At 38.7% G+C, this 21,145-nt stretch carries 22 protein-coding genes and 1 riboswitch; of the genes, 6 read left to right on the top strand and 16 right to left on the bottom strand.

What is annotated here, in order from left to right:
* Position 1: 1 nt before the first annotated feature.
* From fabF to MKY49_RS10915, 3 genes are all read right to left on the bottom strand, one after another.
* The gene (gene fabF, locus MKY49_RS10925) at positions 2–1,237 is read right to left on the bottom strand and encodes a beta-ketoacyl-ACP synthase II (protein ID WP_341386204.1); all 1,236 of its coding nucleotides are present in this window, start codon (positions 1,235–1,237) and stop codon (positions 2–4) included.
* A gap of 19 nt (positions 1,238–1,256) precedes the next feature.
* The gene (locus MKY49_RS10920) at positions 1,257–1,820 is read right to left on the bottom strand and encodes a TetR/AcrR family transcriptional regulator (protein ID WP_274797171.1); all 564 of its coding nucleotides are present in this window, start codon (positions 1,818–1,820) and stop codon (positions 1,257–1,259) included.
* A gap of 80 nt (positions 1,821–1,900) precedes the next feature.
* Entirely contained in the window at positions 1,901–2,371 is a 471-nt protein-coding gene (locus tag MKY49_RS10915) for a DinB family protein (RefSeq protein ID WP_274797170.1), read from the bottom strand.
* Between the two features lie 168 nt (positions 2,372–2,539).
* On the opposite strand from MKY49_RS10915, the gene MKY49_RS10910 reads away from it, so the two are divergent.
* Both MKY49_RS10910 and MKY49_RS10905 read left to right on the top strand, forming a co-directional pair.
* The gene (locus MKY49_RS10910) at positions 2,540–3,175 is read left to right on the top strand and encodes a hypothetical protein (RefSeq protein ID WP_341386203.1); all 636 of its coding nucleotides are present in this window, start codon (positions 2,540–2,542) and stop codon (positions 3,173–3,175) included.
* 57 nt (positions 3,176–3,232) lie between these two features.
* The gene (locus tag MKY49_RS10905) at positions 3,233–4,054 is read left to right on the top strand and encodes a S1C family serine protease (protein ID WP_341386202.1); all 822 of its coding nucleotides are present in this window, start codon (positions 3,233–3,235) and stop codon (positions 4,052–4,054) included.
* Positions 4,055–4,100: 46 nt separating this feature from the next.
* Here the strand turns inward: MKY49_RS10905 and MKY49_RS10900 are convergent, their stop codons facing one another.
* From MKY49_RS10900 to MKY49_RS10885, 4 genes are all read right to left on the bottom strand, one after another.
* On the bottom strand, positions 4,101–4,586 hold the full coding sequence (locus tag MKY49_RS10900; RefSeq protein ID WP_341386201.1) for a YkvA family protein: 486 nt from the start codon (positions 4,584–4,586) through the stop codon (positions 4,101–4,103).
* A gap of 131 nt (positions 4,587–4,717) precedes the next feature.
* Positions 4,718–4,897 (bottom strand): hypothetical protein, encoded by a 180-nt coding sequence (locus MKY49_RS10895; RefSeq protein ID WP_341386200.1) that lies wholly within the window; start codon positions 4,895–4,897, stop codon positions 4,718–4,720.
* A gap of 224 nt (positions 4,898–5,121) precedes the next feature.
* Positions 5,122–5,322 carry a cold-shock protein gene (locus tag MKY49_RS10890; protein ID WP_004230088.1) on the bottom strand — a complete coding sequence of 67 codons (201 nt, stop codon included), beginning with the start codon at positions 5,320–5,322 and terminating at the stop codon, positions 5,122–5,124.
* Positions 5,323–5,544: 222 nt separating this feature from the next.
* On the bottom strand, positions 5,545–5,865 hold the full coding sequence (locus tag MKY49_RS10885) for a DUF1033 family protein (protein ID WP_341386199.1): 321 nt from the start codon (positions 5,863–5,865) through the stop codon (positions 5,545–5,547).
* 88 nt (positions 5,866–5,953) lie between these two features.
* Between MKY49_RS10885 and MKY49_RS10880 the strand changes: the two genes are divergently transcribed.
* Complete coding sequence (locus MKY49_RS10880; protein WP_322605098.1) at positions 5,954–7,681, top strand: methyl-accepting chemotaxis protein; 1,728 nt, start codon at positions 5,954–5,956, stop codon at positions 7,679–7,681.
* A 42-nt stretch (positions 7,682–7,723) separates the two neighbouring features.
* Complete coding sequence (locus MKY49_RS10875; RefSeq protein ID WP_274797163.1) at positions 7,724–8,005, top strand: acylphosphatase; 282 nt, start codon at positions 7,724–7,726, stop codon at positions 8,003–8,005.
* 459 nt (positions 8,006–8,464) lie between these two features.
* On the opposite strand, the gene MKY49_RS10870 is transcribed toward MKY49_RS10875, so the two are convergent.
* The gene (locus MKY49_RS10870) at positions 8,465–8,635 is read right to left on the bottom strand and encodes a hypothetical protein (protein WP_322605097.1); all 171 of its coding nucleotides are present in this window, start codon (positions 8,633–8,635) and stop codon (positions 8,465–8,467) included.
* A 612-nt stretch (positions 8,636–9,247) separates the two neighbouring features.
* Between MKY49_RS10870 and MKY49_RS10865 the strand changes: the two genes are divergently transcribed.
* Positions 9,248–9,898 (top strand): 5-bromo-4-chloroindolyl phosphate hydrolysis family protein, encoded by a 651-nt coding sequence (locus MKY49_RS10865; RefSeq protein ID WP_341386198.1) that lies wholly within the window; start codon positions 9,248–9,250, stop codon positions 9,896–9,898.
* Complete coding sequence (locus MKY49_RS10860; protein ID WP_312507347.1) at positions 9,895–10,962, top strand: toxic anion resistance protein; 1,068 nt, start codon at positions 9,895–9,897, stop codon at positions 10,960–10,962. Before MKY49_RS10865 ends, MKY49_RS10860 begins: the two co-directional genes overlap by 4 nt.
* A gap of 44 nt (positions 10,963–11,006) precedes the next feature.
* Here MKY49_RS10860 and MKY49_RS10855 read toward each other — a convergent pair whose 3' ends face one another.
* The 8 genes from MKY49_RS10855 to MKY49_RS10820 form a co-directional block, all read right to left on the bottom strand.
* Positions 11,007–11,204, bottom strand: coding sequence for a DUF6501 family protein (locus tag MKY49_RS10855; protein ID WP_016994029.1), 198 nt, complete (start codon positions 11,202–11,204; stop codon positions 11,007–11,009).
* Positions 11,205–11,467: 263 nt separating this feature from the next.
* Positions 11,468–12,199, bottom strand: coding sequence for an amino acid ABC transporter ATP-binding protein (locus MKY49_RS10850; protein WP_274797158.1), 732 nt, complete (start codon positions 12,197–12,199; stop codon positions 11,468–11,470).
* A 12-nt stretch (positions 12,200–12,211) separates the two neighbouring features.
* The gene (locus tag MKY49_RS10845) at positions 12,212–12,937 is read right to left on the bottom strand and encodes an amino acid ABC transporter permease (RefSeq protein ID WP_274797156.1); all 726 of its coding nucleotides are present in this window, start codon (positions 12,935–12,937) and stop codon (positions 12,212–12,214) included.
* 170 nt (positions 12,938–13,107) lie between these two features.
* On the bottom strand, positions 13,108–13,965 hold the full coding sequence (locus MKY49_RS10840; protein WP_274797155.1) for a transporter substrate-binding domain-containing protein: 858 nt from the start codon (positions 13,963–13,965) through the stop codon (positions 13,108–13,110).
* Positions 13,966–14,084: 119 nt separating this feature from the next.
* Positions 14,085–14,271, bottom strand: a riboswitch (Lysine riboswitch).
* A 340-nt stretch (positions 14,272–14,611) separates the two neighbouring features.
* Positions 14,612–15,865 carry a 2-oxoglutarate dehydrogenase complex dihydrolipoyllysine-residue succinyltransferase gene (odhB, locus tag MKY49_RS10835; protein WP_341386197.1) on the bottom strand — a complete coding sequence of 418 codons (1,254 nt, stop codon included), beginning with the start codon at positions 15,863–15,865 and terminating at the stop codon, positions 14,612–14,614.
* Between the two features lie 89 nt (positions 15,866–15,954).
* Positions 15,955–18,780 (bottom strand): 2-oxoglutarate dehydrogenase E1 component, encoded by a 2,826-nt coding sequence (locus MKY49_RS10830; RefSeq protein ID WP_274797152.1) that lies wholly within the window; start codon positions 18,778–18,780, stop codon positions 15,955–15,957.
* 232 nt (positions 18,781–19,012) lie between these two features.
* Positions 19,013–20,398 carry a sensor histidine kinase gene (locus MKY49_RS10825; protein ID WP_312506956.1) on the bottom strand — a complete coding sequence of 462 codons (1,386 nt, stop codon included), beginning with the start codon at positions 20,396–20,398 and terminating at the stop codon, positions 19,013–19,015.
* On the bottom strand, positions 20,395–21,069 hold the full coding sequence (locus tag MKY49_RS10820) for a response regulator transcription factor (protein WP_274797150.1): 675 nt from the start codon (positions 21,067–21,069) through the stop codon (positions 20,395–20,397). The genes MKY49_RS10825 and MKY49_RS10820 overlap by 4 nt, the downstream gene beginning before the upstream one ends.
* Between the last annotated feature and the right edge of the window lie 76 nt (positions 21,070–21,145).

Below are 21,145 nucleotides of genomic sequence, written 5' to 3'. Positions count from 1 at the left end.
TTTATTCCTCAAACTTTTTAAAGGCTAGTACTGCATTATGACCACCAAAGCCAAAGCCATTGGATAAAGCAATGTTGACCGTTTGATGAAGCGCCTCGTTTGGCACATAATTTAAATCACACTCGGGATCTGGCGTGTCATAATTGATTGTAGGTGGAATGATATTCTCCATGATACTTTTTAAGGTAATGATCGCCTCGATACCGCCTGCTGCTCCAAAAAGATGACCAGTCATCGATTTTGTAGAGCTTACTTTTAATTGATAGGCATCGTTGCCAAAGACACTTTTAATCGCCTTTGTTTCGGATTTATCACCCTCTGGCGTACCAGTACCATGTGCATTGATATAATCGACAGCTGATACATCAATTTCGCCCATTTTTAAAGCTAATTTCATGGCATTGGCAGCTCCCGTATAATCCGGTGATGTAATATGATAAGCATCTGTCGTAACTCCATAGCCTACTATCTCTCCAAGAATGGTTGCACCTCTTTGTTTGGCATGTTCATATTCCTCTAGGAACACGATTCCTGCCCCCTCTGACATGACAAAGCCATCTCGTGCGCTATCAAATGGACGACTCGCTTTTGTTGGCTCCTCATTTCTTGTAGACATAGCTTTCATACGTGAGAATCCTGCAAAGCTTAGTGGATTAATGGGTGCCTCTGCTCCACCTGCCAAAATACCATCAGCATAGCCATGTCGAATAGCTAAAAAAGCTTCACCAATGGCTTGGTTACCAGTTGCACAAGCTGAAACAGGTGAAAAGCTCGGCCCTTTAAAGCCTGTTTTAATCGCTAGTATCCCTGCAGCCATATTACTAATCATCATCGGCACCATAAATGGTGACACCTTCCTTGGGCCGTTTTCGATGAACGCTTGATGATTCGCTAGAATAGTATCTATGCCCCCAATACCCGAGCCAATATATACGCCTAGTCGCTCCTTATCGACCTGTTCCATGTTTAGATTTGCTTGCTCTAAAGCCTGCTGTGAAGCGGCAATAGCATATTGAACAAATCGATCATACTTACTCAGTTCTTTTTTATCCATATATTGCGCTGCATCAAAATCCGTGATGGTACCTGCAATTTGGGTGTTAATCCCGCTAAATTCCTCTGCATGAATTTTATCAATTCCTGACTTTCCTTCTTTAATGTTTTCCCATAAGGCTGATACTGTGTTACCTAAAGGGGAGACCACCCCATATCCTGTGACTACGACTCTACGTACCATGGACAACGCTCCTTTTCATTTACTTTAATAGTTCCTTTAATTGCTCCAGCGTTTTCTGAAAGAAATCTTCACCTAAAACACGTTTATATTGTAAAGCACCTTTTGTACTGGAAATGAGTAGCATAGCCAATGACGCTAAATCCTCCTCATTTGTCGATTTCAGTGCACCATGTTGTTTTGCCTCTTTCAATAACACTACAAAGACATCGATTTCCATTTGACTAAGCTCTTGAATCTTTTCTTGCATAGATGGTGATAATTCTTGATAGTCTGCCTGTAGAGCAGAAATCGGGCAAACTCCATCTTGCTCAAGAAATTGTACACGTCGCAAAATAAAAGCGAAAGGCTTTTCCACAGCTGGCATAGAAGATTCTTTAATGAATGTATATGCCCCCTCTAAACCATGCTGAATTCTTTCGCAAACAGCAACACCTAAATCCCCTTTCTTTTCAAAATGATAGTGAATACTTGCCTTTGTAACCCCTAGCTCTTTTGCTAAATGATCATAACTAAATGATGTGAAACCTTTTTCTTGAATATTCTTTAATGTTAATTCAATTATTTGTGATTTTCTATTTGTCATGGCTTTATACTAACTTACTAGTAGGTAAGTGTCAAATAAAAAAATGCAGCAGATTATTTACTTATCTGCTGCATCATTGCTTATTGCATTTCTTTTGTTGGTCCCATAACACCTGGAACTGGTAAACCTGCTTGACGCAATAAGACTGTCATTTGTCCACGATGATGTGTTTGATGATCGATTAATACTCGTAATAGAGCGCCTTTTGGCATTGGAGCTTTAAAACCAGTGACAACTTCTAGTAAGTCCTCATTTGAAAGCTTTGCGACTGCCTCACTTACACCGTTTGCAACCTTTTCATAAGCAGCTACGATTTCAGCAGCTGTTGTTGGTACTGGATCTTCTTGACGAATCGATGGCACGTTTAAGCCTGCTAGATAACTAAAATAACCTGCTGAACCGACTAAATGCCAGCCCAACCAGCCAAGTGTACTGTGACCCTCCACAATACTTTGATCTAATTTATCATCTGTTAAAGCTTGTAACACATTTAATGTTCCATTAGATGCATTCGACCATTCCTGTAAAAAATCATCTACATGTCTATACATATGTGTGCCCCCCATTTTTTAACTTCATTTCTATCATAGTTAATTTTCTCCCTTGTTACAAGTTTCTTGTTTTGTTTACATAATAATATTATAAGTTGTTATCTCTTTTCATTCGTATAACCGTCCCCATTCACGTATAATGAAAGAAAATAGCAAAGGAGTTTGCCTATGAGACATCATGTCCTAGTACTTTCTCTTGCATTTTTATTCTTCGGTTGTAGTGAAGAAGTCAACAAAGAATCAGAACAATCACCATTGCCTGTGGAGGACAAGCAACCTGTAGAACAAGATCAAACATCACTTCTATCCTATTTTCCACCTGATGGCTCAACCGCCTATTTTCAAGGGGAAGGCAATGAATTTGCCAGCTATACCCTGCAAACTTCCTATCTCGATTCACAACACATTGCACAAATTGAGGATAATGGTGGAGTAACTCTTTTAAAAATCTATCGCATTTCCGATTCAAGTATTGACCTAGTCTATCGTGAACCTGTTGACAGTAAGCCAAGCCTACCAAGTGCGACAGAGGCTGCATCTTACCCAGTACTAGAAACAATTCTGCAAAAGCCCCTAAAAGTGGGGACAAGCTTTCAAGGCTGGACCATCCAATCAACGACTGCCACAGTTCATACAGGCACAACAGTCTATCAAAATGCCATCCAGCTATCACGCACCGATGATAAAGTCACGACGACCAAATATTTTGCGCATGGCATAGGCTTAATTCGTTCAGAAGATACGATGGAGACCGATCAAGAAGAACCGTTTGTTGTGACATCTACCTTGCAAAAAATAGAGTAATTTGCTGTTAACAGGCGTCCTGCTTGGGCGTCTGTTTTTTAGCTAAGGGGGCCTTATATGAGTGATATACATAATGCAACAACGAAAGAAGAAGAATTGACGGAAGAAGAATTTATTGAACTCGTACTCGAGGAGCAGCAAAAAGCATTAGCACAAGAACGAGAAGAACGCTTCCATGGTAGGAAACCCAAGAAACAAAAACCTTTTGTACGCTGGATCGTATGGGGGATCGCTTTGATGCTGTTTTTCAATACTTTTGCGCTAATTTTTCAAATTTACTCCATCCCTGCCATTGAATTTATGAAGGTGTCGACACGACTCTCAGCACAAGAAGATATCCAAACGTATAAAAAGGCTATCGTTGAAATTTCGACAGGCTCGAGTAAAGGGACAGGTTTTGCCGTCTCTTCTGATGGTCTAATTGTCACCAATGCTCACGTAGTAGAACATGCAACGACATTATCTGTTGTATTTCCAGATGAGGGACTGATGGAAGCTACATTAATTGAGAGCTATCCAGCTATCGACTTAGCTTTAATACAAGTGCAAGCTGAGCAACTCCCCTATCTTCCTCTTGCTGAAGATCCACCGTTTTCAACTGATGAACATGTCTATTTTATTGGTAACCCTCTTGCCTTCACGGGTATAGCCAATGAAGGGACATTACTCGAACCAATCCAATTAGAGGATTGGCAGGAACCAGTGGTGATGTTACAAGCACCTGTATATCGTGGAAATAGTGGTAGCCCAGTAATTGATCAATATGGCGAGGTCATTGGCATTATCTTTGCAACGATGAAATATGAACCTATTGGACGTGTCGGCCTATTTGTACCAGTTCAACAGCTCCATCATGTACTGGAACAACATAAAAAATGAACCTGCTTACACAGGTTCATTCCGGAATTTAGTTTACATAATAATATTATTTATCTTTACTCTCTTGCTTAACAATCTGAGCAATGGGCAATTTAACAGGAATTTTACTCACTACCTCATCACTGACTTCCGCCACTTTTTGCAGCACATGTAACAGCTTGTCATCACCCGTCCAATGCTTGTCAACCACATCTGGCCCCAATTTATTAATGATCGTATTCACCACAAATGTCGCTAAGACAATATCATCTAAATAACCACCAAAGCCCAGCAACCCTTCTGGCATCAAATCCAGTGGCAATATAAAATACGCAATGGACGCCCCTATCAATGTACGGCTTTTTTTATCAACCCCTGCATCCGTTAATGTCTTCACTAATAAATGAAATAAATCAGGCACAAACATTAAATACGGCGTAAACTTATTACTTTTTCCCTTTTTCGATCCAAGAAAAGCTACTAATTTCGTACGTAGCTTCTGATAAAAATCTTGCTGCTCCTGCTCATCCGGTAGTTTCTCTAAGTTATCCATATTGATCTGCCTCCTATCTTACAAGCTATCTTGAATACTTGTGGGGTTTTTCTTTCATTTTGAGGGGTTATCCCTCTGCTTTTGGGACGTTACCCTTCAGTTTGGTAGCTTTATCCTTCATTTTGGCTCAGTTATCCGCTACTTTCGGGGGAGCTATCCTCTACTTCGGCTGTGCTATCCGCCACTTTTGGGAAGCTATCCTTCACTTTGGCCAAGCTATCCTTCACTTTGGCAAGGCTATCCGCCACTTTTGAGGAACTATCCGCTACTTTGGCTGTGCTATCCTTCACTTTGGCAAGGCTATCCTTCACATAGGAAAGGCTATCCACACTTTTGAGGAACTATCCGCTACTTTGGCGATGCTATCCTTCACGTTTACAAGGCTATCCTCTACTTTGCCGAAGCTATCTACCCCTACTTTATATTTAACCTAAATTTAGATTTGTAATCCATAAACTTTCAAATGATACAAAAAAGACATCCTATTTGCATAGGATGTCTTGGGTTTAACGAAAGTAATTTTAATTATGGAGAATTAAAGTTTAGTTACGTTAGCAGCTTGTGGTCCGCGGTTGCCATCTACAACTTCGAATTCCACTTTTTGACCTTCGTCAAGAGTTTTGAAACCTTCGCCTTGGATAGCTGAGAAGTGTACGAATACGTCGTTTTCACCTTCAACTTCGATGAATCCAAAACCTTTTTCTGAGTTAAACCATTTTACTGTACCTTGTTTCATTTAAGAAAACCTCCAAAAAATAAAAGTGAACAATATGTAATTTCTTCAGCGATTGAAAAAATTCACATATTACAAAGAGTACCGAACTAACGCGATCACTTTTTGTAATATGTGAATTCATGTTTCCGGTGAAGCAATTAAATTGTTAACTTAAGTATAAACGCCATTCATAATTTTGTCAAATAAAGAAAAAATCTTTTTTTATTTTATTTCAAAATTATTTTACTTCTCTTCTATTTTACACGCAATTATCCCATGATATACTTGTGCATCGTCATCACAAGCCTCACAATAAAAGCTTTCATCCTCAGACCAAAACGCCCAGTACTGCCCTTCCTTCGCCACTTCATTGTCATATGAGGAACGAAAGTGTGCTAATTTTTGCTGTAAAGCTCGTTCAAAGAGCTCCTTTGTTTCAAATGTATCTTCTGTTTGAATAAAAGCTTCCCAACCTTCAAATTTCCACCAAGGCTCATAGTCCGCTTTCATGTAAATAATTGTATACATATTTGCCCATTCCTTGCTGTCATTAGATATTTTCATTTTATCAAACACATCTGAAATGTCTATTAAAACCACCTGAATTATGCTATTATTACCTTATTATACATACTTTTTGGGAGGTATTTTTATGTTTTCAAGTATTCGACCGAAAGCAGAGCTAGAACAGCTACTTCAACGTGGTACAGATTTACATGCAACAGGCCGATTTCATCAAACATTGGCATTTAATCACTTCAATTCACAGGACGAGGAGCATTTAAAAACACTCTACCAAAAGCTAAAAGATATTACCCCTTCTATGAATGCCATTTTTCATCATTATTTAAGCGAGATTTCCCCTACCTCTCAATTAACCATTAGTGAAGAAAATATCAATCAATACTTAACACAGTTTTTCTTAGCAACGCGTGACGATGATTACGTCGATGAAACGGTAAAATTTTTCAATCTATTTCGTCAACATCAATACGAGCCTGGTAAATTAATTGTTGTATTCAATCAATTTGCCTTCTATATCACTACCTATATTTTACATAATTTCGGAATTAAGCCGAATAAAGCTTTTCAATACATGAAATCTTTCCAAGCCGCTGTCAATGTCGATCAAGAATTGCTAGTGGAAGTATTAACAGAACGCATCGTTGAAAACGTAGTAGGCGAAGTATCCTCGTTAATGGATGTCAATGCAAAAATTATGTACATGAAAGATTTAGTGTTTAGCTTAGATAAGCAAAATGAAGAAATTCAATCTTCCACTGCCGCAACAGAACAGATTGCCGCTTCTATTAATGAGGTAGCGCGTATGTCTTCCCATATATCTGAGAAAACGACTGAATCGGTTGATCATGCAACGAAAGGAAAAAATGCCATTGAGCATGCCTTAGCGGAAATATTTAAAACGGAAGAAACCTTTACGTCCATTGTCGAATCATTTTCAGAATTGCAAAAACGGGTAAATGATATTGAACAGGTTGTAACATTAATTAATCAAATCGCCGATCAAACAAACCTACTGGCACTCAATGCCTCCATAGAAGCCGCGCGTGCGGGTGAACATGGCAAAGGCTTTGCGGTCGTTGCACAAGAAGTACGAAAGCTTGCGGAAAATACAGTTTCTGCACTTAGTGAAGTATCGACAAACGTCCATCATTTAAAGAGCTACTCTAATGATGTATCCAACTCAATTACCGAAACGACAGCGATTATTAAGGAAGCAACCGTTGAGGCAAAAGATTCGTTACCGCTCTTAAATGCTATAGTGCATGCAATTGAGGGTATTAATGTAGATGTAACAAATACAGCAGCCATTTCTCAGCAACAAGCGGCAGCGATTGATGAAGTCTCCGCACGAATGATTGAAATTTCAAGCTTGCAGGAAGATATTCGTGATTATAGTCACAATACATCTAGTGATATTCATCTATTAGGGAAAGAAATTAATCGTTTCCGTAATGATATTATTGCCAACAATAATGTACAGCTTTCCTCTATTGCCCTTCTTCAATTATCGAAAGCAGATCACATTTTATGGAAGTGGCGTATTTACAACATGTTCTTAGGCCTTGAAAGTGTTGAACCAAATGATGTTTCTTCTCATAGAGACTGTCGACTTGGCAAATGGTATACAGCACCTCGCACAGTAGAACGTTTCGGCCATCTTCAGGACTATCATGATTTAGATGGCTACCATTTACGTGTCCATGAATCAGCAAAGCTTGCCGCAGAAGCTCATAAAGCAGGTAATATCGAAAAAGCAGATGTCCACCTCAAAGAAGTGGATGAAGCATCTAAGCATGTTCTCTATTATATTAATAACTTGATTGCCTATTTAGAAAAAGAACGTGTTATGCATTAAAAAGAAGAGGTATTCCCCTTTTCACTAGTAGGAGGTATTCCCGTGAACAAACGAGCAAGTATCAAATTTTTTGGTGATGTATACGGCACAGGTTATCGTTTCTTTATCAAACAAAAGGCTATTGAATTAGGATTAAAAGGATACTGTCGACTAAATAATGCTGAGCAAATTGAGGTCGAAGTGGAAGGCTCTGAAAAAGCACTCAATGAATTCCTCCTTTTTGTCCAAAAAGGCGTTAGTCCACAAGCTGATTCCAATTCCTTTTCATTAGAAATGTACGATGATTTAAAAGGCTATATACGCATGGAGTCAGACATTGTTTAGTTTGGCTCTTGCCTTTTAACATTTTATCAAGGTTTATGGCACCTTTACTGATAGTATGAATATTGTTATCTTGAATACGTTTCCGGGGGCAAGTTTATTAAGATTGGGGTAAAGTCCCCAGTCTTTTTATTTTGTATATCTGCTACATTGTATCTTGCGGTCAAAATTCAGCTACCAATTACCTCTGCAGCGAGAATTACGCATGAGGCTGGTGAAGTCCTCAAATTTGGGGAGATGTTTCATTATACATCTTCTTATTTTTGATGAAGTCTGTCGGAAAGAATTCTTCCATTATATGGCACTTTGCATTTCCCCTCACCATATATAACAGAAAATCGCTTCATTATTTTATAGCTTACTTTACATGAATCATGATATGAGTGGAAATCATTGTATTTCATAAAATTTTGTCATAAAAAATGAGCATCCACGATTAAATGGATGCTCTATCTTCATTAATTATTGCATTGGGCAAGGTGCTTTGACACAACTTGGTGGCTTTGATGAACCTCCACCGCCGTCATTTTCATAATGTGGTTTGCTAGCACTCGCGCTTGCACCACTAGCTAATCCTAAGCTTAAAAATAGAACACCTAAAATAGACAACATCGATTTTTTCTTTTTCATCATTTCCATCCTCCATATATTTGATAATTTGGTTTACAATTGTTATATTCTGCATTATTTTATAAATCCCTTTAATTTTTTAGAATTTTTAAATTTTTATTTTAAAAAACACCTAGGCAATTTGCCCAGATGCTAAGGGAAAAGACGATAATTCGATGTACCTTCTATAATCAATTTAGAATGACAAAAGAAAAAGCCACACCTTGTTAGATGTATTCTTGGGTTGATTAAAAATGCTCACACTAATGGAAAACCCGATCATATACCGTATTGAACCGCTCTCATTACTGCCGAAACTGATCATATTTCGTATAGAACCGCTCTCACTACTACCAAAATCGATCATATACCGTATAGAACCACTCATTCAAGTAAAAAACATAGTAACCAACGGCTCATCGGTCTCTTTGATGAAAATCGACTCACACACATTTTATCGAAAAGCGGTCTCCCGCTATTTTTCCATCGAAACATCTCACTTATTCTATGTATTATCATTGAGAAAGTTAACAATTAGCAGTAAAATTTATGTAAGGGTTTATTTTTCAATGAAACTTTATGTCGATTATTTCGTATAAGAAGATAGACATATTGAAAAGCAAGGAGGATGAAACAATGCTTAGTGTCGGACAGTTTTTCTCTAGACATAGTGCCAGCTTTCTTATTTCGCTTACAACTGTTTCTATCGCAGCAATTGCGGCAAATCCTGGATTCTTCCTTGGTGGTTTACTGTTTGCGGGTTCATATGCGACGAGTACAACGTTGCTGAAACATAGACAAAAAAAGAAGGTCATGCAAATAGCAGGTATCACAAAAGAAGAGTTCAAGCATATTGACACACAATTATCTACAGCCAATAAGCATATTCAAACATTAAGTCAAAACTATTTACGTGTCCGTTCTGTATCTGCTTTTAAACAACTTCTTGAGATGACACGTATCTCAAAAAATATTGTTAAAATTGTGAAGACAGACCCGCGAAAGTTTTATAATGTGGAACCATTTTTCTATGCGCATTTACCTTCTGCGGTGGAATTAACGGATAAATATACAATGCTTTCAAGGCAGCCTGTGAAGGATAAGGAAATTCAATTGACGTTATCCAAAACACGTGAAACTCTTACCGATTTAAATGATACAATACAAATTGATTTAAAGGATGCGCTTGCTAATGATATCGATCATCTGCAAATGGAGATCGAGTTCGCAAATCGCTCCAATTTAAGACGTAGAGAACAATTGGACTGGCGAGGCGATGATAAATGACGGCTAATGAACACGCATTTCAACTTAATACCATACCTGGACTTTCTCCACTAGTCCAATCCTACTTAGAAACAACTCCACAAAATGAGGCGATGGCGACATATGAAACGCTATCGCCTCTTGCACAAAGTCGTGCATTACTATATGCCAGTCAAATCGATTTAACTGATTTTGAATCATTGCTATCTCTTGGGCAAGATTCGCAGCGAGCCCTATCTCAATTTGCGGATCGAATGCTTGCACAGGTGAAGCAAAAGGACGTTACTAAAATTGGGCAAATGCTTGATTCCTTAATGCAGACACTAGATCGAGTAGACCCGACAGCTTTAGAACCAAAGAAGCAAACGTTCTTCAAAAAAATGTTTGGTAAAACAGAGCCCTCGGTCAAGCAAACGTTAACAGAATTTGAGCGTATTAGTATTCAGGTAGAACGTATTGGTGTTCAACTAGAACGTGCACAGCTCCAGCTGATTAAAGATGTGGAAAACTTAGAAGCACTTTATAACCATAATCGAGGATTTTTTGAGGAACTGGCTACTGCCATTGCAGCAGGTCAAATGAAAAAACAACAAGCTATTGAAGTAGAGCTACCAGCACAAATAATGAGTGTCCAAGCAAGCAAACAGCCGCTCGCTATTCAGCAGCTCAATGATTTTGCTGCGCAAATTGAACGATTGGACCAACGTATTTATGATTTACAAGTATCTCAGCAAGTAGCCCTGCAAACGGCTCCTCAGATACGGATGATTCAACAAGCTAATCAAACGTTAGCCGAAAAAATTGAGTTCTCAATTGTTACGCTAATTCCGCTATGGAAAAACCAACTGGCAATGATGCTATCGATGCATATGGATCAGCACTATGCCCGACTAGAGGAACGGTTATCAAAGACACATGATCGTTTTACAAGTCCATCTTTTGAACAGCAAGTTTCAAAATTTAAAGAAACACAGCATGAATTACAAACAGCAATTAAGGATGTCTTTGCTTTGCATACGGCAACCGAACAAGAGAAACAACAGCTGCAAGATGTAGCGGGTGCTCAAGGCTATCAGCGAGATTAAAAAATGGGTGGCTCAGCAAATGCTCTGAACCACCCTGTTTTTATTTATTCGAAATAATCCTTATAATAGCCGCCGACATTACCTGTGTTGTCGATAATAAAAATGAATTCTTCTGTTTCGTTTTTTACTTCATATTCTTTACCTACTGTTAAGACGTTGGACACTAAGTATTTCGATGCATTTGTATGTTTGCAGGTAACCGTTCGTAATGTTGGCGCATCTTTCCATTTTAAATGTAACATATTCTCTCTACCTCTCTTTACTAGCAAAAGCTAATGTCTATTGCTTATTTTATAATATTTTTGGTCTTTTGTGGAGAAAAAAGAAATACTATACCTATTCTATCCAAAAAAAAATGAAATTCGGGGTGTTCTCATGAGTTTTGGTGGTGTACCGCAATGGTTTTTTATCATTGCTGTAGCATTCGCAATCTGCTTTGTGCTCTATGCAGAATGGAATTCTAGAAAATAAGTGAGTCCAAAATAATGGACTCACTTTTTTGTGCTTATTTTAAAGTACGTTTTAAAAACTCTTTCGTACGTTCATGCTGTGGATTGACTAATACTTGTGATGGTGGGCCTTCTTCCACAATCACACCTTTATCCATAAAGACGACACGATCTGCCACTTCTTTAGCAAACTCCATTTCATGTGTCACAATTAACATTGTATTCCCTGCGTCTGCTAATTGTCGCATAACCTTCAGCACCTCTCCTACCATTTCTGGGTCCAGTGCTGATGTCGGTTCATCAAATAGCATTACTTCGGGATTCATAGACAGTGCTCGAGCAATTGCTACACGTTGCTTTTGTCCGCCTGAAAGCTGACGTGGCTTAGCGTTTACATATTGATCCATACCTACGATCTTCAAATATTTCAGCGCTGTTTCTTCCGCTTCTTTCTTCGAGCGCTTAAGTACTTTGATTTGGCCGACTGTGCAATTACTTAACACATTATGATTATTAAATAAATTGAACTGCTGGAATACCATTCCTAGATGGGTACGATATTCTTGGATATTGTGCTTTTCATCTAGGATGTCTTCTCCCTGATAAATTATTTGCCCGCCACTTGGTGTTTCTAATAAATTTATGCAACGAAGTAGTGTAGACTTACCAGAACCAGAGGAACCAATTAAACAAACAACCTCGCCTTTTTCCACTTGGAAATTCACATCTTTTAACACTTGGTTACGTCCAAATGATTTACTTAAATGTTCGATTTTAATGACTGCCATTTGTGCGTCCCCCTATACAGCTTCTTTTTGTTCTTTTTGATAGGCATCCGGTCCATCCAAACGTTTTTCAACATATAGAAGGATGCGAGATGCGGTAAATGTCATAATGAAATAAAGAACACATGCGACAAAGAACGATTCAAAATAACGGAAGTTGTTACCTGAAATTGATTTTGTTTGGAAGAATAACTCTGTTACGCCGATGACATTTAATACGGCTGTATCTTTAATATTCATAATTAGTTGGTTACCTGTTGCTGGTAAAACGTTACGTGCTACTTGCGGCAGGACTACGTGAAGCATGATTTGGAAGTGATTCATCCCAATCGCTGATGCTGCCTCGTATTGACCATTATCAATCGATACAATCCCACCACGCACAATCTCTGCCATGTATGCCCCTGTATTAAGAGAAACGACTAAAATACCTGCTGTGATAAAATGCATGTCAATTCCAAACGCGATATCTAATCCGTAGTAGACAACCATAGCCTGTACAATCATTGGTGTACCACGGAAAAATTCAACATAGCATGTTAGGATAAAATTAATAAGCTTCAGGCTATAAAATTTTATTCCTTTTTTACGAACTGGAATCGTATGCATAATTCCGATGAAAAATCCGATGAATGCACCAATAATTGTACTAATAATCGAAATCAGTAACGTATAATACGCACCTCGTAAAAACATTTGCCAGTTGTTTTCAATAATTGAAATTATCCATTCAAGACTCATGATGTTCCTCCTTACAATGTCATGTTGCTTGCTTATCTTTTTCGTGTCCTAGCTCTTTCTACCATTCTATGATTTGTCACGCTAGGACATTATCATTATGTAGAGAGGTTCTCATTTTGATAATGATGAAATGATCATGCACGGACCAGCAACTAGTCCGTGCCTTGTCATTATTGTGCTGCTGGTTGATTCTTAATCGCTTCTTCCATAATGGCTTGACGATCGTCCTCTGTAATACCTTTTAATATTTCGTTAATTTTTTCACGATTTGCATCTTCTTTGCGTAAACCTACAGCAATTGAAGTGTTAGAAAGATCTGTATCAAAGCCTTCTTCAAATGCAACATATGTGAACTTATCGTTCGCTGCTGCAGCGGAAATTCCTTCTGGACGTTCTGCTACATAACCATCAATTTTGCCAGCCTCTAAAGCGACACGCATTGCCGGGAAGCTTTCCATAGCAGTTTGTTTGTCTACACCTTTAATTTGATCAATAACTGTGTAGTTCGATGTATTTAATTGGGATGTAATTTTTGCACCAGAGAAATCTTGAATTGATTTTGCCCCTTCATATTTGCTACCCTTTTTAATCACCATTACGAAATCCGACGTGTAGTAGTTTTCAGTAAAGTCGATTGTTTTCTTACGTTCTTCTGTTGGTGACATACCCGCAATGATTGCATCAATTTTGTTTGATTGTAGCGCTGGAACTAAGCCGTCCCATTCCATTTTTACGATAACTAGCTCTTTGCCTAAGCCTTCAGCGATTTTTTTCGCCATTTGTACATCATAGCCGCCTGCATACTCTGCATTATCAGCAATTTTTACCGCGCCATTAGCATCGTCCTGCTGTGTCCAGTTGAATGGTGGGTAGCCAGCCTCCATTCCAATGCGGAATTCACCGCCGCCTTCTTCCTTGTCCGCGCCAGCATCACCTGAACCGCCGTCTTTTTTGTCGCTAGTGCCACATGCAGCTAGCACAATTGCTGTCATGATAGAGATCATTACTAACAACCATTTTCTTTTCATGAAAAACTCCCCTTTTCTGTAAAAAAATAAGACAACTGTACTAAAAAAGACCTAAGTTTATTGAACTTAGGTCTTACCTTTTATGACAGTTGCCCAAATCCTCACTATTATTTCCATATTTCCGAGATAGCACAACCTAGTAAACCTGGAAATCAATTTACTAGGACAGTCCTGCACTTATTCACTGCAGACCCAGCATAAAAGTACGAGCTCCTTTTATACTTCGGCGATATTTCCTTCTTCATTGCGTCTTCGCTTGCTTGTACTCAACAATGAACTAATAAATACCGCGCCTCTACCTCACTGGTAACATTCGTGAGGTTTGTTTATTTAATTGATATTTAGATACTACTATAAAACTAATATGTTCGTCAAGACGATTTTAACATTTTTCTGATTAATGACAATATTAGGTTATTATGCGTTCTCTATCCATTTTAAATCATTGAGCTTTCGTCAATATTTCTGAAAATTACAACACATTTTTATTATAGAGTATGTTTTCTATGTGAGAAAAGTTGTGTTTATTTCTTTTTTGCTCCTCTATACGATATAACATTAGTACTCTTTCAAAAATAGAATCGGTCGAAAGATTTCATATGCACAAAAAAACCCTGCTGAACATTGTTCGCAGGGTTTAATGGTATTATGAATTTAATAATAAATCTTCTGGGTTTTCAATTAATTCTTTAACTGTTTTTAAGAATCCTACTGAATCTTTTCCATCGATGATACGGTGATCGTAAGAAAGTGCTACATACATCATTGGACGGATTTGAACTTCCCCATTTACAGCAACTGGACGGTTAACAATAGAGTGCATACCTAAAATACCAGCTTGAGTACCGTTCATAATTGGTGTTGACATTAATGAACCGAATACACCACCGTTTGTGATTGTGAATGATCCACCAGCCATATCATTTAAGCCTAATTTTTTATCACGAGCTTTTGTCGCTAAGTTAGCAATATCTTTTTCGATTTCAGCGAAGTTTTTGCTGTTTGCATCACGTACAACTGGTACTACTAAACCTTCTTCAGTTGATACAGCGATACCGATATCGAAGAAGTTATTTAAATGAATTTCATCGCCAACGATTTGAGCGTTTACGTATGGGTATTTTTTCAGTGCTGCAACAACAGCTTTTGTGAAGAATGACATGAAACCAAGTTTGATGTCGTTTGCTTTCACAAACTCTTCTTGTTTACGTTTACGAAGTGCCATGATGTTTGTCATGTCAATTTCGTTGAATGTTGTTAACATAGCTGTTGATTGTTTAACTTCTAATAAACGTTTTGCAATTGTTTGACGACGACGGCTCATTTTTTCAATTGTTACACGATCAGAATTAGCTGCTGGTGTGAATACAACTGGGCCACCTGTAGTTGCTACTGGTGTAGGTGCTACTGCTGCCGCTGGTGCAGTTCCGTGTGCTACTACATCTTGTACACGTACGCGACCTTGTGGATCTACTGGAGATACTGCTGCAAGGTCAATACCTTTTTCACGTGCAAGACGACGTGCTGCTGGAGATGCGATAACACGCTCACCAGAAGTTTCTTCTACTACTGGAGCTGCTGCCGCTGGTGCAGGTGCTGCTTGTGGTGCTGCTGGAGCTGGAGCTGCTTCAGCTGGAGCCGCTGCTGGTGCAGGTGCTGCGCCTTCGCCTGCTTCTACTACTGCGATAACTTGACCAACTAGAACAGTGTCGCCTTCTTCAGCTAAAATTTGTGTTAATACACCTGCTTCTTCAGAAATGATTTCAGCGTTTACTTTATCTGTTTCAAGTTCAACGATGAATTCACCTTTTTCAACGCGATCGCCCACTTTTTTAACCCACTGTGCGATACTACCTTCTGTAATCGATTCTGCTAATTCAGGGACTTTAATTTCAGCCACTTTCATTTCCTCCTTTGATTAACGTGCTTACGCACATAGAAGGGCTACCGCTTAAGGGCAAGTAGCCCGGTTTCAATATTTATATGTGATTATTTAACCTTTACTGGCTCAGCAACTGCTTCTTCAATTAATGCTGATTGTGCAGCTTTATGAGAATCTGCGTCTCCTTCAGAAGTTGAGCTCATTGCAGGACGACCTACATAGCGAAGCTTTTTACCTTCTGAAAGTTCATATAATGTTTCTAATGCATAATTCCATGAGCCTTGGTTTTTAGGTTCTTCTTGTACCCAAACAATTTCTTTCACATTAGGATACTTAGCAATAATACCAGCAACTTGCTCTTTTGGGAATGGGTAAAGTTGTTCTACACGAATAATGTGTAAGTGATCGAAGCCTTCTCCGTCTTTCACGCGATCGGCTAAATCGATCATCACTTTACCTGTACCTAAAACGATGCGTTCTACAGCTTCTGGTTTAGCACCTAAACCTGGTTGTTCAATCACTTCTTGGAATGAACCATTTGCTAATTGCTCAGCATTAGCGGCTGCTAATGGATGACGTAATAATGATTTTGGTGATACGACTACAAGTGGACGTACCCCTTCAGTACCTAATAACGCTGCTTGACGGCGTAATAAGTGGTAGTAGTTGCCTGCGTTTGAACAGTTTGCTACAAACCAGTTATTTTCAGCTGACATTTGTAAATAACGTTCCATACGGCTTGAAGAGTGCTCTGGACCTTGACCTTCATAACCATGTGGTAAAAGGATCACTAAGCCAGATTTTTGACCCCATTTAGAGCGTGCCCCTGAAATAAAGTTATCAAACATCACTTGCGCCATATTCGCAAAGTCACCGAATTGTGCTTCCCAGACAGTTAATACATGGCTGTTTTCTAGGTTGTAACCATACTCAAAGCCTACTACCCCTGCTTCTGTCAGTGGTGAGTTGTGTACTGTAAAGGATGCGTTCGCACCAGAAATATGGTGAAGTGGTGTGAATACATTGCCATTGTTTTTATCATGTAGTACTAAGTGACGTTGAGAGAATGTACCACGCTGTGCATCTTGACCTGTAAAACGTACTGGTGTGCCATCTTGGATAATTGTTGCATATGCTAAAGTTTCCGCATGACCCCAGTCGATTTTAGCTGACGCATAAGCATCACGACGTTTTTCTAAAATTTTACCAAGCTTTTTCTGAGGCTCAAAGTTTTCTTCAAACACTAGGAGCTCTTCATTGATTTTTTCTAAACGTTCCGCACCAACCGCTGTATCAATTTGTGGGAAATCTACTTTTAATTCTTCTGGCATTTCTAATTGATGATGATCATCTTTATCTGCCATTTCTTTTACATGGTCATAGGCTGCTTGCATTTCTGCATAGATAGCTGTATCTAAAGCTGCTACATCATCAGTAGATACAAGACCTTCAGCCACTAATTGTGCACCATATAATGCACGTACTGTTTCATGTTTTGAAACTAATTTATATGTTTCTGGGTTTGTTACAGTTGGGTCATCTGTTTCATTATGACCATGACGACGGTAACCTACTAGGTCTACGATAATATCTTTGCCAAATGTTTGACGGTAGTTAGCTGCAAAGCGACCCACTTGTGCCACTGCCTCTGGGCTGTCCGCGTTCACATGGATTACTGGTACTTCATAGCCTTTAGCAGGGTCAGAAGAGTACACAGAAGAACGAGAATCATAATGTTCAGTTGTGAACCCGATCATATTGTTTGCGATAATGTGGATTGTACCACCTGTTGTAAAGCCTTCTGTTTTAGCGAAGTTTAACACTTCCGTTACAATCCCTTGACCTGGGAATGCAGCGTCACCATGTACAAGAATGCCTAAGCCTTTTGTACGATCGAAAACAGGTTGACCTGGTTTAGACGTATCATCTTGTGTTGCACGAGTCGCACCAAGTACCACTGGATTTCCAACTTCTAAGTGAGAAGGGTTGTAAGCCAATTTCACATTCATACCTGATTCACGGTTGTAAGAAGCACCCATGTGGTATTTAACATCACCTGTCCAACCTTTTGTGATTTCAAGGCGACCATGCTCTGGCATAAATAAATCATTAGAAACATGTGCAAAGTCAGAGAACATCATGTCATACGGTTTATTTAAAATGTGAGTTAAAACATTTAAGCGACCACGGTGTGCCATACCAATACGTACGTTTTCCACGTTTTTCGCTTCTGCTGTTTTAATGATTTCATCAAAAAGAACGATTTGCGTATCTAAGCCCTCACCAGAGAAACGCTTTTGTCCTACAAAAGTTTTATGAATAAATTTCTCGAAATTTTCAACGCGAGTTAAACGATCTAATAAGGCTTTTTTCTCATCAGGAGATAATGCTTGTTTAAATAAGCCTGATTCGATTTGCGCTTGAATCCAATCACGTTCTTCTGTAGCTACTACGTGACCATATTCAAATGCTACTTTATCTGTATAAATAGCTTTTAAATAGTCAATTGCATCCTTACCATTTTTCACGTTTGCTGGCACATCTTTGAAGAAGATTGCTGCAGGAATTTCAGCTAAATCTGCAGCGCTTAAGTTGAACGCGCTTTCTTCAATTTGAGCTGTTTGTAGTTCACGGTTTTTCAGTGGATAAATATCTGCCGCTAAATGACCGCGTGTACGGATTGTGTCTGCTAATTTTACAGCGGCTAACACTTTTTTGTAATCGCCAGCAGGAGCCGCTGCTGTATGACTAGCTACAGCTACTTCACCTTCTACTACTACTGGTGCACCAAATTGTTGGAATAAAGATACTAACTCCGGTTCTACTTCTTCAGGAGACTGTAAGAATAAGTCGTATTGCTCCATCACATATCCTAAGTTAGGACCAGAGAAAGCTGACCATGGAGAACTTACAGTTGTAACGTTGTTCGACATGAAAAATGACCTCCAAATTTTGCCTTTCGGCAGTTCCATTAATTAAATTGCAATTAATTATATAATATTTAGCCGTTCTTTAAAAGAATGTTTCACACTACTTTTCCATATTTTAAAGAACGTTTTTTCCATCTCAATCTTACTACTCTTCACAAAAAATACAACTCTTTTTAGCAAATTAAGCAATTTTTTTCGCAAAGGATGGAATAATGAAATAAAGCGTGCATTTTTCTTAATATTTTAGCGGGATTTTCAAGAAGAAAACGGTTCCAATATTAACCTCACTCTTGACTTCTACTGTTGCATTGTATTTTTCAAGTAACATCTTCGAAATACTTAGCCCTAAGCCAGTTCCACCAATTTGACGATTTCTTGCCTCATCCACGCGATAAAAACGATCAAAAATAAACGGAATATTGTCTTGTGCTATTCCTATACCATTATCAGCAATTTCTAAACATGCATAATTTCCAGCAACAGAAATAGAAATTTGTATCTCAGGAATTTTTTCACAATAACGAATAGCATTCTCTATTATATTACGAACGATTTGACTTAGTGCATTTTCGGTAATAAATAACGGACCTATTTCACCATGCTTCGACAGCAAAATTCGCGCTTGTGGATGCACGAGCTTCAGTTCATCTATCACCGCTTGGAGTACCACCAGTGCATTTGCCTCACTCGCATGATCTTTTTCTTCACGCCGTGCAAGCTCTAATAATTCCTCTATCATTTTGCGCATACGTGCGATTTCCGATAAAGAGGTATCTATCGATTCTTCTAAAATGGCAGGATCGTTTTTGCCCCATCTTTTTAAAAGTGAAAGATGTCCTTCAATTGCTTGTATGGGTGTTCGCAGCTCATGGGAAGCGTCTGCCACAAATTGTTGCTGCTTAGTAAAAGAAATTTGCAGCTCATTCATCATAGCATTGTACATTTTCAATAAATCGCCAATCTCATCATGTGATGTATAAGTCAATTGGATAGGCTCATTAAACCCCTGATCCATCACCTTTTTCATCGATGCACGCAATTCCCGTAATGGCTTCATTAAATAATTGGCAAGATAATAGCCGATAGAACCCGATAACACTAATGCGCCTATCCCTGCTATAAGCATCGCTGTCAGTAGATAATGCATCAGTGATTGAAAGCTTGTTAACGGATGTATGACTTGAATATATCCCTGAAAAAAGCCTAGTTGCAATGGCTCGTTGATTACTAATACATCCTGCTTGTCGATTGTCGTCTCGATAACCTCTTGCATTGCAGTAAGAGGTACGGCTTCTGACGTATGATTAATACGTAGGATTTCTATGCCATCTACATTAAACAATCTGACCGTTTCATCTCGATCGGCAATTGATTTCAGTAAACCTGTATTTTGTTGGATTTGCTGAATCGTAATATTGGGACCCTGAGATTCTAAAAAGGAGATGATATCCTTACTAGTTCGGACTACTTTACTCTCTTCATCATTTAATAACCATGTATGAAGAAATAAATAAACAACAACACATATAATGGTATAACTAATAAAGATGACGATACTCGACGTTAACATCCATTTTGTTTGCAAAGATTGGTGGCGTAGATATCCTTTTAATTTGTTCATTCACGCATCACGTATCCAACACCTCGAACGGTTTCAATATAAGCATTCATATCACCAGGTAGTTTTGTGCGTAAATGTCTTATATAAACATCTACTACATTGGTCTCAATATCTGTATCATATCCCCAAACTGACGTTAAAATATGTTCCCGTGTACATACTCTATTTTTGTGCTCGATTAATAGTTTCAGTAAATCGTATTCTGTCTTTGTTAAGTCAAGTTTATTCCCTTGCACAAAAACTTCATAGGCTGCTACATCTATTTCGATATCGCGAAAACAGAGGGATTCACTGTTTGCTGCCGCTGGCGTGACACGACGTAAAATCGTCCGTATTCTCGCAAGTAGCTCTTCAATCGCAAACGGTTTGACGATATAGTCATCCGCACCTGCATCTAAGCCCGCTACACGATCCATGACAGCATCTCTAGCCGTTAATAAAATAATAGGAACCTGTGACTGTGAACGTATACGCCGACAAATCTCTATCCCATTAATGCCAGGTAGCATTACATCCAGTAACAGGACATCAAAATTTTCAGCTGTTGCCATTGCAAGTCCTTCTCGACCATCGAAAGCAGCTTTCACCTCGTAGCCTTCATGCTGTAATTCTAGTTCGACAAAACGAGCAATATGCTTTTCATCTTCTACTAATAATATCTTTTTAGGCATCGTATCACCTTCTATTCCAAAATAGCGTATGAAGGATTTTAATCCATTTACGGTACTAGCATAACACCAATTAAAA

Origin of the sequence: Lysinibacillus sp. FSL M8-0134 (assembly GCF_038069745.1) — a bacterium.
Taxonomy (GTDB): domain Bacteria; phylum Bacillota; class Bacilli; order Bacillales_A; family Planococcaceae; genus Lysinibacillus; species Lysinibacillus irui.
This window is presented reverse-complemented; position numbering and strand designations above follow the sequence as displayed.